General features: G+C 64.4%; 15 protein-coding genes. 2 read left to right on the forward strand and 13 right to left on the reverse strand.

Translation table 11 applies throughout. The features are described 5' to 3' along the window. Nucleotides 1-2 precede the first annotated feature (2 nt). The 13 genes from CEY08_RS21245 to CEY08_RS21305 form a co-directional block, all read right to left on the reverse strand. The gene (locus CEY08_RS21245; RefSeq protein ID WP_084738639.1) at nucleotides 3-875 is read right to left on the reverse strand and encodes a class I SAM-dependent methyltransferase; all 873 of its coding nucleotides are present in this window, start codon (nucleotides 873-875) and stop codon (nucleotides 3-5) included. A 5-nt stretch (nucleotides 876-880) separates the two neighbouring features. Further along, nucleotides 881-1,297, reverse strand: a complete 417-nt coding sequence (locus tag CEY08_RS21250; RefSeq protein ID WP_063641500.1) for a GtrA family protein — start codon at nucleotides 1,295-1,297, stop codon at nucleotides 881-883. Then, nucleotides 1,291-1,992 (reverse strand): phosphoribosylglycinamide formyltransferase, encoded by a 702-nt coding sequence (gene purN, locus CEY08_RS21255; RefSeq protein WP_076816761.1) that lies wholly within the window; start codon nucleotides 1,990-1,992, stop codon nucleotides 1,291-1,293. Before purN ends, CEY08_RS21250 begins: the two co-directional genes overlap by 7 nt. Continuing rightward, the gene (locus tag CEY08_RS21260) at nucleotides 1,989-2,918 is read right to left on the reverse strand and encodes a glycosyltransferase family 2 protein (protein WP_063641502.1); all 930 of its coding nucleotides are present in this window, start codon (nucleotides 2,916-2,918) and stop codon (nucleotides 1,989-1,991) included. The genes purN and CEY08_RS21260 overlap by 4 nt, the downstream gene beginning before the upstream one ends. After that, on the reverse strand, nucleotides 2,915-3,601 hold the full coding sequence (locus CEY08_RS21265) for a WbqC family protein (protein ID WP_042795980.1): 687 nt from the start codon (nucleotides 3,599-3,601) through the stop codon (nucleotides 2,915-2,917). The genes CEY08_RS21260 and CEY08_RS21265 overlap by 4 nt, the downstream gene beginning before the upstream one ends. A gap of 97 nt (nucleotides 3,602-3,698) precedes the next feature. Further along, entirely contained in the window at nucleotides 3,699-4,910 is a 1,212-nt protein-coding gene (gene clsB / locus CEY08_RS21270; protein ID WP_063641503.1) for a cardiolipin synthase ClsB, read from the reverse strand. Then, entirely contained in the window at nucleotides 4,907-5,773 is an 867-nt protein-coding gene (locus CEY08_RS21275) for an endonuclease/exonuclease/phosphatase family protein (RefSeq protein ID WP_042795979.1), read from the reverse strand. Before CEY08_RS21275 ends, clsB begins: the two co-directional genes overlap by 4 nt. 293 nt (nucleotides 5,774-6,066) lie before the next feature. Further along, nucleotides 6,067-7,854: an aspartate--tRNA ligase gene (aspS, locus tag CEY08_RS21280; protein WP_042795978.1), complete on the reverse strand. Its 1,788-nt coding sequence runs from the start codon at nucleotides 7,852-7,854 to the stop codon at nucleotides 6,067-6,069. A gap of 41 nt (nucleotides 7,855-7,895) precedes the next feature. Next, nucleotides 7,896-8,561 (reverse strand): DUF502 domain-containing protein, encoded by a 666-nt coding sequence (locus CEY08_RS21285; protein WP_042795977.1) that lies wholly within the window; start codon nucleotides 8,559-8,561, stop codon nucleotides 7,896-7,898. 16 nt (nucleotides 8,562-8,577) lie between these two features. Next, nucleotides 8,578-8,889, reverse strand: coding sequence for an FmdB family zinc ribbon protein (locus CEY08_RS21290; RefSeq protein ID WP_076816763.1), 312 nt, complete (start codon nucleotides 8,887-8,889; stop codon nucleotides 8,578-8,580). Nucleotides 8,890-9,143: 254 nt separating this feature from the next. Then, on the reverse strand, nucleotides 9,144-10,427 hold the full coding sequence (locus CEY08_RS21295) for a putative Na+/H+ antiporter (protein ID WP_063961419.1): 1,284 nt from the start codon (nucleotides 10,425-10,427) through the stop codon (nucleotides 9,144-9,146). Nucleotides 10,428-10,561: 134 nt separating this feature from the next. Beyond that, nucleotides 10,562-12,091, reverse strand: a complete 1,530-nt coding sequence (locus tag CEY08_RS21300; RefSeq protein ID WP_063961420.1) for a M81 family metallopeptidase — start codon at nucleotides 12,089-12,091, stop codon at nucleotides 10,562-10,564. Nucleotides 12,092-12,103: 12 nt separating this feature from the next. Next, nucleotides 12,104-13,084, reverse strand: a complete 981-nt coding sequence (locus tag CEY08_RS21305) for a Bug family tripartite tricarboxylate transporter substrate binding protein (protein WP_063961421.1) — start codon at nucleotides 13,082-13,084, stop codon at nucleotides 12,104-12,106. A gap of 125 nt (nucleotides 13,085-13,209) precedes the next feature. Here CEY08_RS21305 and CEY08_RS21310 point away from each other — a divergent pair, with 125 nt between their 5' ends. Both CEY08_RS21310 and CEY08_RS21315 read left to right on the forward strand, forming a co-directional pair. Continuing rightward, complete coding sequence (locus CEY08_RS21310) at nucleotides 13,210-14,541, forward strand: aspartate aminotransferase family protein (protein WP_042795972.1); 1,332 nt, start codon at nucleotides 13,210-13,212, stop codon at nucleotides 14,539-14,541. 26 nt (nucleotides 14,542-14,567) lie between these two features. Then, the gene (locus CEY08_RS21315) at nucleotides 14,568-15,440 is read left to right on the forward strand and encodes a MurR/RpiR family transcriptional regulator (RefSeq protein ID WP_042795971.1); all 873 of its coding nucleotides are present in this window, start codon (nucleotides 14,568-14,570) and stop codon (nucleotides 15,438-15,440) included. Nucleotide 15,441 lies beyond the last annotated feature (1 nt).

Consider the following 15,441-nt stretch of genomic DNA (forward strand, 5'->3'; position numbering starts at 1 on the left):
CGCTATTCAATCCGTTGAGCAATCACGAAGCGGGATCCGCCCGCCGCAAAATCGACACCCGCCCTGATCAGCGAGGCCTCTCCCTTCATCACGCGGTACAGCATGGCGTTCAACCCCGGAGAAAGCTTGAACTCGTCGGCAGCGTCGAACTCGCCTCCCTGTTTCCGCTTCTTCAGGCGGGACATCATCATCAAGGGCAACAACAAGGAGACGAAGGAGGTGCTGCGCACGATGTGGAATCCTGCGGCACGCAGCTTGGCATGGCAATCCCTGGATGAGTAGCGGCGGACATGGCAAGCATAATCGTCGCTGGGGCTCCACAGCCAGTCGTGCTGCGGCACCGTCAGCAATAACATGCCCTGCGGCTTGAGCGCCTGGCGAATCTGCTGCAGGACGGCTTCATCTTCCTGGATATGCTCCAGGACATCGAACGCGCCGATAACATCGAATTCCTCGCGAAATGGGATTTTGCGGGCATCCATCTGGATAAAAGCGGCCTGCTGCACGCGCTGTGCAGCGAAATGCAGTCCCTGGGAAAAAATCTCGCTACCAAGCATTTTTCCGAATGCAAACCGCTTGGCCATGCCGGCCAGTACAAAACCCGTGCCGCATCCGATTTCGAGGAAGTTGTCTCGCGTCGGGCAGTACTTTTCAATCGCCCAGGCGATCAGTTCGTTTCGCGCTTCAAACCAGAAATGTCCTTCCTCGAGGCTCGCGAGTTCAGCGAAATGGCTTTCCTTGAAGCCTCCGCCCTCGCGGGCGAGCTCCGGCGCGTATGCTTCAAAACCGTCCACCACTACGGGTTTGGCGTGGCACGACGGACACCCTGGTTCATCGCGGGAAAACGCGGCACCGCAGGTCAGACATTGCTTCATCCCATCTATCCTTTCGCCTTGTCGGCGAACACGAACCAGCGAAGCGCGCAGAACATGAATCCCGCCACGATGAAGACGGCGGCCAACTGGACCCACTGATGCGGTATGCCAAGGCGATCGGCAAAAAACGCCAGCAAGCCAATATTGATCAGGTATCCCACGCCGTGGGCCAGCACATACCGTAGTGCGGGCCCCAGGATACGGCCGTTGCTCTGGAAGGTCAGGCGACGGTTTCCAAAAAATGCCAATGCCGCCGTTACCGCATAGAGAAGTGTCACCGTAATCTTGGGCGCCATACCCAGGTGCGTGACCAGCAGATAGACCGCATATCCCAGGGCATTGCTCACCAGCCCGACCAAGGCATAGCGCAGCAACTGGAAGCGGTAGCCGGATCGTCCGGCACGTCGGTCCGGATTCAGCACGAGGGCGGTTCCGCTGCGGTGTTCGCCTTCACTTCCTGCCAAAACGTTTCGTCAGCCCATGCGTCCCCGGAGGACCCGAAGGGATTGAACATGACGTCCCTGCCGCACAGGCGCAGCAAGCGTGCACGTGGCTGCCCGGCGATACCCAGTTGGCTTCTCAAGGCTTCCAGCAAGGCGAGGCAGCCGGCGCGGAACACCAGGTCCATGACGTGATCGACGTCATCCCCGGCCTCGACCGGGATCGCCGCCTGAGCCAGCGGCCGGCCCGCATCGACTTCGGCCGAGACCCGATGCGCGGTCACGCCCAGCAGCGTGACGCCGTACTCCAGCGCGCGCCGCACGGGCTCGACGCCAATGGTCCCCCCAAAGGCCGGCAACAGGGAATAGTGCAGATTGAGCAAGGCGTGCTCGTATTCCGCGACAAAATCCGGGGTCAGGATCTTGTGGACATTCGTCACCACCGCATCAGGCGCGAGGCGCCGGAGCTCAAGCTGCACGTCCGCCTGGCCTGACCGCGAAAAATCCATGCAGCGCGTAAACAAGCCGTTGCCGCGCGCAAATTCGCTGGCGCCGCATTCGCGGTCGGTCAGCACGCCCACGATCCGCCCGCCGGGCAACCACCCTCGCTGCATGGCCGCCTGCACGAACCTGAGGTTGCCGCCGCCACCCGAGCATAGAAACACCACGCTTTTCATGGCGCGCCGTTCCGATAGATATCGCGGACTATCGTGTACGGACGTCCCTTCGCTTCCGTGTAGATCTTGGCCACGTAGATGCCAAGCACGCCCAGTGACGACATCAGCAGCCCCCCCAGCAACCAGATGGAAGCCATGACCGAAGTCCAGCCCGCCATGGACGTATCCTCCAGCCACCACCGCAGCACCAGGAAGACGATGTAGCACCCCGCCACCAGGGAAATCAACAATCCCAGGTAGAAGATACTGATCAGGGGTGCGTTGCTGAACGCGGTGACCGAATTCACGAGCAAGGACATTTTCTTGCGCAGCGTATAGGTCGAGGTCGAATTGCTCAGCTTGTCGACCTCGCAGGCCGATTGCCTGAACCCGGTGATGAACCAAAGCCCTGCGATGAAGACTTCGCGCTCTTGATGCTGCAACAAGGCCTGCACATAGCGCCGCGACATCAGGCGCGCGGTGGTGACGTTACCTGGCAAGGGCATGCCGGTCAGCTTTTTCAGCGAATACCAAAACAGCCGGCCGGTTACCCGTTCAAACCAAGCTCCTTTGCGTTGCCGCTGCACCCCGTACACCACGTCGCTGTCGGTCTCGGCGCGCAGGGCGGCAAATTCGGCAAGCCATTCAGGGGCCTCTTCAAGGTCGGTGTCGATAAGAAAGACCTCGTCGCCGCTGGCATGCGCCAAGCCTGTCATCATGGCCTTGTGATGGCCGAAATTGCGCGACAGGTCCACAACCACCAGCTTGGTATCGAGGGAGGCGATCTGCCTGGCGATTTCCAAGCTGTCGTCAGGCGAGCCGTCATTGACCAGGATGATTTCATAGTCATCGCCCGCGTGGTCTTTCGCGGCCAGTCGGACTCGGCGGCAGAATTCGTCGATATAGGGCGCGGACCGATACAGGGTGGCGACAACGGAGAGCTTCATTTCACGTATCTCATGTACTGGGACGATTCTGTGCCGCAGTTGAACAACAGATCCAATATGGAAACCCCATGTTCGAATTTTCCCCATAACTGAGGATATTCCGGATACCCGGCGTAATCGAACCATGCAACGCTGACGCCTGCCGCAGCAAACTCACCTTCATCGAGATAGGCCTTGGCAGCAGGACCCGATAGATAGCGGTCGGCGCCCGTCTGGCGGCATAGGCCGACCAGCCTTCCGGTTTTACCGGCCGAATACTCGAAATCCGCCGAATCGCTGATTTTCGTTTTGATTCCTAGATACGCGCAAATGGCCTTGATGAACGCGACGTTCAATTCAGATAGACGCTGATAACCTCCCTCGAGGTACAAGGGCTTCAGCCAACGCGCCACGTCTTCAAAACAATGGGCACGTCCGTAATTCGCAGCCAGGGTTTTCCAGTGCTTTTCGGCCCATGGGCCGGCAGGCAGTTCCACTTCGGAAATCCGCCGCTGGATATCCGAGCCAACTGGAATTGAGAGCCACTGTATGCCCTGCGGCGTCTTGATCTGGTTCCTGTTGCGCCAATCGTTCTTGGTGAACTGGACTTCATCATAAATAACGAATTCGTCCACCGCCGCGATCAGGTCAAAATATCCCTTCCACGGCACGTAGTTCGACTGCAGGATTGCCACTGTTTTCATGACCGCGTTCCCCTGTCCCCATCGTCGAAAATCAACCGCGGACATAGCTGTTCTCGACTCGCGCAATTTGTGCTGAATTCTACTCCAGCGCCCGCGCTCAGTACTTGTCGGAAGTTCCCGTCAGCGCCACTCCAATGCGCAACAACGTATAGGAAACCGCGTCGACCCAGCGCCGCAACCATCCCCGGCGCTGATACTCCAGCGGCCGGATGAAGCGCCCCCCCTCGCGGATGGCGGTCTCCAGCCGTTCCTGCAGGTCCCAGGAAAACGGCTGGTCGTCGACGACCACGTTGGCTTCGCGCGCCAGCAGCAGGCTGAACGGGTCCAGATTGGACGAACCCACGGTCGCGACGTTGTCGATGACAGCCACCTTCGCATGCAGGTAGCTCGGCATGTATTCGTAGATCTCGATGCCGTCACGCAGCAGCTGGTCGTACAGCGAGCGCGTGGCGTGGTACTGCATGCGGTATTCGATCTTGCCCTGCAGCAACAGGCGCACGCGCACGCCGCGTGCGGCCGCCTTGGCCAGCGCGCGGCGGAACTGCCGGCCGGGAAAGAAATAGGCGTTGGCGATCAGGATATCGCGGCGGGCATGCGCGATGCCATAAAGGTAGGCACGTTCAAAGGTCTGGCGGTACCGCAGGTTGTCACGCAGCACCAGCGCGGCGCGCAGGTTGCCGCAAGGCGCAACGGCAGCATGCCGCGGCTTCAGCAGCCGCATGCGGTTCCAATCACGAGGATGGCGGCGCAGACGCGCCCAGTTCAACCGTACCCACAGCAGTTCCTGGGCATAGGCGGCTTCGGTGACCAGCGGTCCCTGCACCTGCACCGCGAAGTCGAAGCGCGGTCCGGTAATGCCGTCCGTGGGGTCTCGGTCATCGTAGTCGTCGATGATGTTGATCCCGCCGATGAAGGCGATGCGTCCGTCCACCACCGTAACCTTGCGATGCAGGCGCCTCAGCCTGCTGCGCGACGGAATGTAGCGCGCGAACCAGCGAGGCTCAGGACGGAATATGCGGCACTGCGCGCCAGCGTTGGTCAGCCGCGTGCGCAAGGGCTCGACGAACCCGGCGCTGCCAAAGCCATCGAGCACGACGCGAACCTTGACCCCGCGTCGCGCGGCCGCCTCCAGACTGTCCAATACCAGGGAGCCGGTGCGGTCCGGCGTGAAGATATAGGTTTCCAGGTGCACGCTGACCTGGGCAGCATCGATGGCCGCGACCAACGCGGGAAAGAAGTCGGAGCCGTTCTGGAGCAACCGGACGTCGTTGCCCTCCGTCCAGTCCAGCTTGGACTGCTCAGCCCTCACGGCAGTTCCAGCTCGGCCAGCAAGGGAGAATGATCGGAAAGCCTGGCCCATTCGCGGCCGCGCAGCACGCGGGCGCTGCGCACGGCAAAGCCGCGCTGGTAGATGCGGTCCAGGCGGAACCACGGGAACACCGCCGGGAAAGTGCGCGGCGGCGGCAGCAGCAGTCGCGAATTGCCATCCATGCCGAGCTGGTTGGTGCGCTCCATGATGGACACGCCGCTATTGGGCAGCCCGCGCAGCGCGTTGCTCAACCGCTTCACGGAATCCCGCAGACGCGGCAGTTCGCCGCCATGGCTGCGCGGAGCATGCGAGAACACTTCATACAGGCCCAGCTGCTGCACGAACAGGGGCGCCAGGCGATCGCCCCAGTCATTGAAGTCGCCCGCGATCAGGATAGGCTCGCCGTCCGGCACCATGCGCCGGATGCGTTCGGTCAGTGCCAGTATCTGGCGGCTGCGGCTGGTAGCGAACAACCCCAGATGCACGACGAAGCAATGCACCGCCCGTCCGTCGAGCTCGATGCGCGCATGCAGCAAGCCGCGCTGCTCGAGCCGGTGATCGGAGATGTCCTGGTTTTCGTGGTCAAGAATGGGAAAGCGCGACAGCAACGCATTGCCGTGGTCGGTCTCGTGACGGACGGCGTTGCGGCCATAGGCGACATCCAGCCGCAACGCGGCGGCCAGGGACTCATGCTGGGCATCTAGCAGGGATTTCTGCTCATTTCGGCCCTGGACTTCCTGCAGGAAGACCAGATCCGGACGCAGGCCATACAGGCCCAGGCGCAATTCGTTCAGGGAGTCGCGCCGGCCCAATGCCGAGCGGCCCTTGTGAATGTTGTAGCTGACGACGCGGATGAGCGACATAGAAAATGGCGCCTTTCAAAGCTGGGGAACCGCCAGCCGCAGCAAAAAAGAAACCCGGCCAGCACCGCCCATAAGCGAGCGGCGTTTGCCAGATTACTCCAATTCAGAAGACAGTTGCTGCGCCTGCGACGCACTCCCGTTTTCCAGGAACAACTACTTTCTTTAACTGCCCAATCGAGGCACGAACGCCACAGCCGCACAACGCCCCTCAAGCCAGGCCGCACGGATCCGGCTCCGCCGGTCCGTAGCGGCGCCCCCCTGGGGGGGAAGCGCCTACGGCGCTTCGGGGGGGATCACTTCGTCTCTACGTTCCGCAAGCGGATGTGCAGCTCGCGCAGTTGCTTCTCGTCGACCTCGGACGGCGCTTGCGTCAGGAGACACTGGGCGCGCTGGGTCTTCGGGAAGGCAATTACGTCGCGGATCGATTCGGCGCCGGTCATCATCGTGACGATGCGGTCCAGGCCGAAGGCGATGCCGCCGTGCGGAGGCGCGCCGTATTGCAGCGCGTCCAGCAGGAAGCCGAACTTCTCGCGAGCTTCCTCGGCGCCGATCTTCAGCGCGCGGAACACCTTGCTCTGCACTTCCTCACGGTGGATACGGACCGAGCCGCCGCCGATTTCCCAACCGTTGAGCACCATGTCGTAGGCCTTCGCGAAAGCCTTGCTGGGATCGGATTCCAGGAAGTCTTCGTGACCGTCCTTCGGGCTGGTGAAGGGGTGGTGGGCTGCGGTGTAGCGGCCATCTTCCTCGTCGTACTCGAACATCGGGAAGTCGACGACCCACAGCGGCATCCAACCGGCGGTGGACAGGCCGGCCTTCTTGCCGAACTCGCTGTGGCCGATCTTCACGCGCAGCGCGCCGATAGCGTCGTTGACGACCTTCTCGCGGTCGGCGCCAAAGAAGATGATGTCGCCGTCCTGCGCGCCGGTGCGCTTGACCAGTTCGGCCAGGGCAGCGTCATGCAGGTTCTTGACGATGGGCGATTGCAGGCCGTCGCGGCCCTTGGCCACTTCGTTGACCTTGATGTAGGCCAGGCCCTTGGCACCGTAAATGCCGACGAACTGGGTGTAGCTGTCGATTTCGCTACGCGACATCTCGGCGCCACCGGGCACGCGCAGGGCGACCACGCGGCTGCCAGGCGCCGTGGCGGCGGCGGCGAACACCTTGAAGTCCACATCGCGCATGACGTCGGTCATGTCGGTGAATTCCAGGTTCACGCGCAGGTCCGGCTTGTCCGAACCGTAGCGGCGCATGGCTTCCGTCCAGGTCATGATCGGGAACGGCGTCGGCAGATCGACGTCCTGAACCACCTTGAACACGTGGCGGATCATGTTTTCGAAGATTTCACGGATCTCGAACTCGTTCAGGAACGAGGTTTCGCAGTCGATCTGGGTGAATTCGGGCTGGCGGTCAGCGCGCAGGTCTTCGTCGCGGAAGCACTTGGTGATCTGGTAGTAGCGGTCGAAACCGGACACCATCAGCATCTGCTTGAAGAGCTGCGGCGACTGCGGCAGCGCGAAGAAGTGGCCAGCATTCACACGCGAAGGCACGAGATAGTCGCGCGCGCCTTCAGGCGTGCTCTTGGTCAGCATCGGGGTTTCGATGTCGATGAAGCCCAGCTGGTCCAGGAACTTGCGCACTTCGATGGACACGCGATAGCGCAGCATCAGGTTGCGCTGCATCTGCGGACGGCGCAGGTCCAGTACGCGATGCGTGAGGCGCGTCGTTTCCGAGAGGTTGTCGTCGTCCAGCTGGAACGGCGGCGTGACCGACGCGTTCAGGATCTCGACTTCCTTGCAGAGCACTTCGACTTCGCCCGAAGCCAGCTCGGCGTTGGCGGTGCCCGCCGGACGCTCGCGCACCAGGCCGGTCACGCGGATGCAGAACTCGTTGCGCAGGCGCTCCGCGGTCGCGAAGGCGGCGTTGTCCGGATCGAACACGATCTGCGCCAGGCCCGCGCGGTCGCGCAGGTCGATGAAGATGACCCCGCCGTGGTCGCGGCGGCGGTTCACCCAGCCGTACAGGGTGACGGTCTGGCCGAGATGGTCACGGCAAACCTGGCCGGTGTAGCAGGTACGCATGCGGGATGACTCCGTTTATGTGCTTGGTTGTAGCGTAAGGGTTACGAATCGGCGCGAGGCGTGTCTTGCACGTCGGGCGCCGGAACGGGAGCGGCCGGCCGGGACACAGGCGTCGCCGCCTGGACCGGGGCGACAACGCCCATGGAAACGATGTACTTCAAAGCCGCGTCCACGCTCATCTGAAGATCCATCGCGTCTGCGCGCGGGACCATCAGGAAGAAGCCGGACGTCGGATTCGGCGTGGTCGGCACGTACACGCTGATGTGGTCGCCGGGAAGCTGGTCGGCCACTTCGCCGCTGGGCGTGCCGGTAACGAAAGCAATGGTCCAGCTGCCTGCGCGCGGGTACTGCACCAATACCGCCCGGCGAAACGCCTGGCCGTTGGGCGCAAGCACGGTATCGCTGACCTGCTTGACCGAGTTGTAGATGGAACGCACCAAGGGAATGCGGCCCAGCAGGCTTTCCCACTGGTCCACCATGGTACGGCCGATCAGGTTGGCCGCGAAAACGCCCGTCAGAAGAACCACTACCACCACCAGCACGAAGCGGAAGCCGGGAATGTCGATGCCGAACAGCGATTCGGACGACAGGAAGCCGGGCACGAACCCTTCCAGGGTCGCGACCAGCAAGCCCAGCACCCACACCGTGATGACCAGGGGAACCCAGATCAGCAGCCCGGTGATGAAGTACTTCTTGATGACGCGCATACGCATCGCGTGTGCTCTAGGAGGCGGCGCTACCGGCAGCGGGCGCCGCAGGAGCGGCCGGGGCTGCTGGCGCCGCGGCAGGCGCGGCGCTTTCAGCGGCCGCCGGCGTACTGGCCGAGGCCGCGCCCTGGCTGCCGCCGCTGCCGTTGCCACGGAAGTCCGTGACATACCAGCCGGAGCCCTTGAGCTGGAATCCAGCCGCGGTCACCTGCTTGGAGAACGTGCTTTGGCCGCATTCGGGACAAACCGAAAGCGGCGCATCGGAAATCTTCTGCAAGACGTCTTTGGCATGGCCGCAGGCGCTGCACTTGTAAGCGTAAATGGGCATCTAAAGCTCCCAGGCGGGGGCCCGGCGTATCAAAAGCCGCTATCCAAAAGCCGCTGGCGCCAGACGCAAGGTCCGGGGCCGGATCGGGTCGGGGACCTGGTCCGAACGGAAGCGGCCGGTGGGCGAGGCCGGAAAAAATACGGGAAAGTCTTGAATTTTAGCGGTTTTTCGTGAATGGCCGGTGTCCGCCCCCCGCGGACCGCCTTGGGGCGCGCCGCAAGGGCTCCGTCAGCGGCTCCGCCGGCGCTGCCGCCCTATACGGGAAGCAGGAACATGACGGCCGCCACCAGGGTCGGCGCGAGGGCAGACAGGAACAGCCGCCCCGACGAAATGCTGCCGTCCGGGAAGTGGTTCTTCAGGATGGCGAAGCCAGCCGGGTTGGGCGCGTTGGCGATCACGGTCAGCCCCCCGCCGGTGACCGCGCCGGCCACCAGCATGTAGCGCCAGGCCTCGCTGGTGCCCTCGACCAGCGAACCCAGGTAGGTCAGCGCGGCGTTGTCGGTAATGGCCGTAAGCGCCGTCGCGCCCCAGAACAGCACAAAGGGCTCCAGGCCACCCAGCAGATCCTGCAGCCACCATTTCTGCAGGCCGCCCAGCACCACCAGCCCCGCGAGGAAAAAGCCCACCATCAGGCCTTCTTTGATCATCAGGCGGCTCTGATAACGCTTATAGGCTTCGGCAAAGCCGATGAACATCATCAAGAGGCCCAGAAAGATGGCCGGATGATGCGCGCTGAGCACCACGGCGACCAGGAAGCCCAGGTGCACCAGCATGACCAGCACCGGCACAGGCCCGCGCCCGTCGCTGCCTTCAGGCGCATCCACGCCCCCGCCCGTGCCCACCGAGCGCTCCAGCAGCGCCTTGCGGCAGATGAACGTCAAGAGCGCCGCGTTCAAGCAGACGGCGATCGCGGCGCGCCAGCCGAAATGCTGGACCATGAAGGTCGAGTCCCAGCCAAAAGTGGAAGCCACCATCAATACCGGCGGCGCGGCATAGGAGGTCAGCACGCCGCCAATGGACACATTGACGAACAGCACCCCGAGGGTCAGATACTTGAAGCCCGCTCGTCCGCTGCTGCGGAAATAGGCATCGCGCAGCAGGATGGCGGCCAACGTCATCGCGGCGGGTTCGGTAATGAAGGAGCCGCCCAGCGGCACCAGCGACATAACGACGAAAAAGGTGGCGAGTTCGCGCGGCAGCGGCAGCACACGCGCCACCAGACGCACCAGCATGCCTACCAGCTCCAGGATCGGCCGGCTGGCAGCCACCACCATGATGACGAAGACGAACAGCGGCTCGGTGAAATTGCGCGTGTCCATGTACTCGATGGCGTGCGACGGGCCCGACAGCGCCGCCATCGCGACGATCAGCACAAAGGCCCAGACACCGAACACGGCCTCGACTTCGGAGAACAGATGCCAGATGCCCGCGTGCGGTCCGCCACGATGCGCAAGCCGCGCGAAAAAGGGAACCGAGAAGGTATGAAGAACCGCCACGGCGAACAGGATGGTGGCGATGACTTCAAGTGTCTGGGGCATGTAAACGACTTCCGGAAGAAGGATTCGACAGCGCGGACGCCGCCCGGCGGGCCTGCGGGACAAGGGTCGCAATATAGCGCAAGGCCCTTGCCGTGTAACGCAGGGTCAACACCGAGGCGCGCGGGCCCGCGCGCCTATTTCCGCAAGTCTTGCGCGTCGGTGGCGCCCATGCCCTGGCGCGCATGCCGGAACGGCAGCAGCCGCAGATCCAAGGCCGCGGGCCCCGGCGCGTCGACGTCGATGATCGCGGCGCACAGCGGCAGAAAAGCCGCCCGGAAGTGGTTCTTGGCCTTCACGCACAACAGGCGCACATGATCCAGATCGATACCGTGCAGCGCGAAGAAGCCTGGATCGTTGGCGGGCGCGACCCGTTCGGTCACGATGACCTGTACGTTCGGCCGATCGCGTAGCGACAGCAAGGCAGTGCGTCCGCAACTCGTGCGCACGCCTGTTTCCATCGGGCCGGTGTTGCTGAATTCACCGTCGGTATAGCGCTCGACCCGGAACGCCGCGCGCACCGCAGGCCCGAAATCGCCGCTCACGCGGCCGCCCAGGGCCAGTTCGCAATCGCCGCCCTGCCCGGCTTCGTGCGCGCGCCGGACCGCGTCAGGGTCCGCGAAGCTGGCGAATACGCAGGGCAGGTCGATTTGCGCATCGAGCAAGGCGCGAAACAGCGCCGGGGTATCGCACACTCCGCCCGACAGCGGGTTGTCGCCAGGATCGGTGACGGCGACCAGGCCGGCGCCCGAGCGCGCCGCCTCGACGGCCAACGCCAAGCCTTCCTGCGGCGTCGGCAGGCTGACCGCGAACGCGGGTGCCAGGCGCCGCATTGCCGCCATCATGGCCTCGGCCGCGGCGCTCGCCCCCGCGCCACCGGCGTCGCGGACCTTATCAGCCACCACCAGCACCGAAGCGCCGGTATCAACCGTGTCGGCATAGGGAAAACCGCCAAACACCGAGACTTCGGCCACGCGATCGTCCGCCAGGGCTGCGGCAAGATCCTGCAATTCGCGCATCGGGCCTGCATCGGTGCGCATGTTGAAACTGGGCAGCAACAGGTCCGGTTTGGCCACGAGCACGCGGGGCGACAGCTCGCCGGCCTGCATACGCAGCAGCATGTCGAGCACCCGCCGCGCCGCCTCGCGCATGTCGATGTGGGGGTAAGTCTTGTAGCCGCTGGCGCAGTCCAGCAGGCCGCCCAGCTCCGGGGACAGGTTGGCATGCAGGTCGAAGCTGGCGCCCAGGGGCACGCCGGGCAGCAATGCCCGCACCGCGCGCACGAAATCCAGATCGGGCGACTGCCGCCGGTCCGTGATGGCGGCGCCATGCAACGACAGGTATACGGCGTCCCAGCGGGACTCGCCCGCCGCCAGGTCTGCCAGCACCTCTTCCGTGAAGGCACGGTGCACGGCATCCTCGATCGGACCGCCCGGCAGGGCGGACGCGCAGCGCAGGGCCACGACTTCCCAGTCAGGATGCGTCCGGAGGAACTCGGCGACTTCACCCAGTTCGGTGGCCGTGCCGTCGGCGGCGGCCAAGGCGTCGCCGCCTTTGCGCCATTCGCGCAGCTCGAAATCCGCCATGGCGCAAGGCACCGGGCAGAAGGCGTTGCCTTCATACCAGAAGCGCGCCACTGCAAGCCGTTTTTTTATGCTCTTGCCCATGCGCTTTCCCGATTATTCCGGACGGATGTCCGTGCCCTCGATCAGGACGCGGTACTTCTCGCGCTCCGTCTGCAGATGCTGCGCCAGCGCCTGCGGCGTACCGCCCATGGGTTGCGCCGCAAGCGCGGCCAGCCGTTCGCGCGTGGCGGGCGAATCCAGCACCCGCTGCGCGGCGGCGTTGAGCTTATCGATGACCGGCTGCGGTGTGCCGGCGGGCGCCATCACCACGAACCACGAAGTCAGCTCGAAGCCCGGCACGGCCTGCGCGATGGCGGGCACGCCCGGCGCGGCGGGAACCGGCTGGGCCGAAGTCACGCCCAGCGCAATCAACTTGCCCGCCTTGATAAGCGGCAAGGCCGTGGGCAGATTGTCCGCGGACAGGTCGATCTGCCCGCCAAGCAGGTCATTATTGGCCTGGCTTGCCCCCTTGTACGGCACGTGGCGGATGTCCACCTTGCCCATGCGCTTGATCATCTCCAGCGCCAGGTGGCCCGAACTGCCCACGCCCGGCGAACCCCAATTCAGACGCCCGGGCTCCGCGCGCGCGGTGCGCAGCAGGTCCTCCATGTTTTTCAGGCCAGACCCGGGATGCGTCAGCACCACGTTAGGCACCTGCGCAACATAGGCCACCGGGGCGAAATCCTTGACGGGGTCGTAGCCGATCTTCTTGTAGACGTAGGCGTTGATGATCTGCGTGCCGGGCGTGCCCAGCAGCAGGGTATAGCCGTCCGCCTGCGCATGTGCCACCTCGGACGCTCCCAGGCTGCCGCCCGCGCCGGCCTTGTTCACCACCACCACGGACTGGCCGAGTTCAGCGCCCAGGCCCTCTGCCATCAGGCGTCCCAACAGATCGGTAGTGCCGCCGGCTGCGAACGGCACCACCAGCCGCACCGGCTGCTCCGGCCAGGCAGCACTGGCCGGAGCAGCCGCGCCCAACGCGGCGAGCGCCGCAATCCCGAAAGTCCAACGATGCAACAGACTGGAAAAGTTCATGACGCCCCCTTGAGCGAATGATGACGCAATGGCCTATATGGCGATAAAACCGTTTGGTTTATTTTTACAATAAATATACCATGTGTTTTATTCGATAACCCCATCCGCCAATACCGCACCACACCATGAGCCGCATCATCCATCGCAACGCCAGCCCCCTTCCCGTCGCCATCAAGGGCGAAGGCTGCTTCATCATCGACCAGGAGGGCCGGCGCTATTTCGACGCATCGGGCGGCGCGGCGGTCTCGTGCCTGGGCCATGCGCATCCCGAAGTGCGCGCCGCGGCCGTGGCGCAACTGGATGCGTTGGAATACGCGCACACCAGTTTCTTCACCACGCCCGCGGCGGAAGAACTGGCCGAGCTGCTGGCGGCCAACAGCCCGGCATGCCTGGGTAACGCCTACTTCGTCTCGGGGGGATCGGAAGCGGTCGAAACGGCCCTGAAAATGGCGCGCCAGTATCACGTCGAACGCGGCGAGCCCGAACGCTACCGCTACATCGCGCGCCGCCAGAGCTATCACGGCAACACGCTTGCGGCCTTGTCAGTGGGCGGCAATGCCGGCCGGCGCGCGCTCTACCAGCCCGTACTGATTGAAAGTCACCACGTTTCGCCCTGCTTCCCCCTGCACTACCGCGCGGCCGGGGAAAGCGATGAGCAGTACACCGACCGCCTGGCCGCGGAGCTGGACGCCGAGATCCTCCGGTTGGGTCCGGACACGGTGTCCGCCTTCATCGCCGAAACCGTGGTCGGCGCCACCGCAGGCACCGTCGCGCCCGTGCCCGGCTATTTCCGCAAGATCCGACAGGTGTGCGACCGCCACGGCGTGCTGCTGATCCTGGACGAGGTCATGTGCGGGCTGGGCCGCACGGGCAGCTATCACGCCTTCGAGCAGGAAGGCGTGGTGCCGGACCTGCTGACGCTGGCCAAGGGCCTGGGCGGCGGTTACCTGCCCATAGGCGCGGTGCTGGCGCATGACCGGGTCATTGGCGCCATCAATGCAGGCTCGGGCGCGTTCCAGCATGGCTATACCTATGTGGGCCACCCGGTGGCCTGCGCCGCAGCGCTGGCCGTGCAGCGCATCGTGCTGCGCGACAAACTGGTGGACCGCGTGGCAGAAATGGGCGGGAAGTTCGGCGCCATGCTGGCCGCGCGCCTGGGAAGCCACCCGCATGTGGCCGACATCCGCGGCCGGGGAATGTTCTGGAGCGTGGAGCTGGCCGAGGACCCCGGCAGCCTGCGCCCCTATGCGCCAGAGCGCCGCCTCCATGCGCGCATCAAGACGCAGGCGCGCAAGCTGGGCCTGCTGTGCTATCCGGGCGGAGGGACCATAGACGGCACGCACGGCGACCACGTGCTGCTGGCGCCGCCCTATCTCAGCACCGCCGATGAACTGGGGTTCGCCGCGGACGCGCTGGCCCGCGCCATCGATCTCGCGCTGAAGGACGATACGCCATAATACGCGGCACCTAACCCGGAGCGCAGATGGATAAAGCCGCCATCGACAAACTGATCGAAACCCAGTTTTCCGCCTTGCCGCCCAAGCTGCGGCAGGCGGCCCGCTACGCGATCGATCATCCCAAGGACATCGCCCTGGAATCGATGCGCGCCACAGCCGGCCATGCGGGTGTGCAGGCCGGCGTCATGCTGCGCCTGGCACGCCAACTGGGATTCGAATCCTACGAGGCGTTCCGGCAACCGTATCGCGACTGGCTGGCCGCGGGCGGTTCCAGTTTCTCGGGCCGCGCCACGGCGCTGCGCAAGCGTCCACAGCATGATGCCGATGCCGGGCTGGTCGCCGACATCCTCGATGCCGAAGTCCATAACCTGGGCAGCAGCCTCGGCCCCGCCGCCCTGCCCGCCCTGAAGGCCGCGCACGGCGTGCTGGCCGGCGCGCGCCGCATCTACGTCATAGGCCTGCGCAGCCTGTATCCCGCGGCCTATCACTTCAGCTATGCCTGCGGCATGTTCCTGGACAACGTAACGCTGCTTACCGGCGTGGGCGGCACACTGGCCGACGAATTGCGCCGCATTGGCCCGCGCGATGCCCTGGTCGCGTTCAGCCAGGCGCCCTATGCCCAGGTGGCGGTCGCGGCGGTGGAATTCGCGCGGGAGCGCGGCGCCAGCGTGGTCGCGGTCACCGACAGCGCGGTTTCACCCATAGCCCCCGGCGCGCGCGCACTGCTGCTGGTGGCCAATGACACGCCCTCGCTGTTTCCGTCCGTGGTGCCTGCCCTCTCCATCGCCCAGACGCTTACTGCCATGCTGGTCGCGCACAGCGGCGAGGAAAGCCTGCGCGAAATCGCCAATAGCGAAGCGCAACTGCAGCGCTTCGGCGTGTACGCCGAAAAACGCTGAG

It is taken from the genome of Achromobacter insolitus, from assembly GCF_002209555.1.
Taxonomy (GTDB): domain Bacteria; phylum Pseudomonadota; class Gammaproteobacteria; order Burkholderiales; family Burkholderiaceae_B; genus Achromobacter; species Achromobacter insolitus.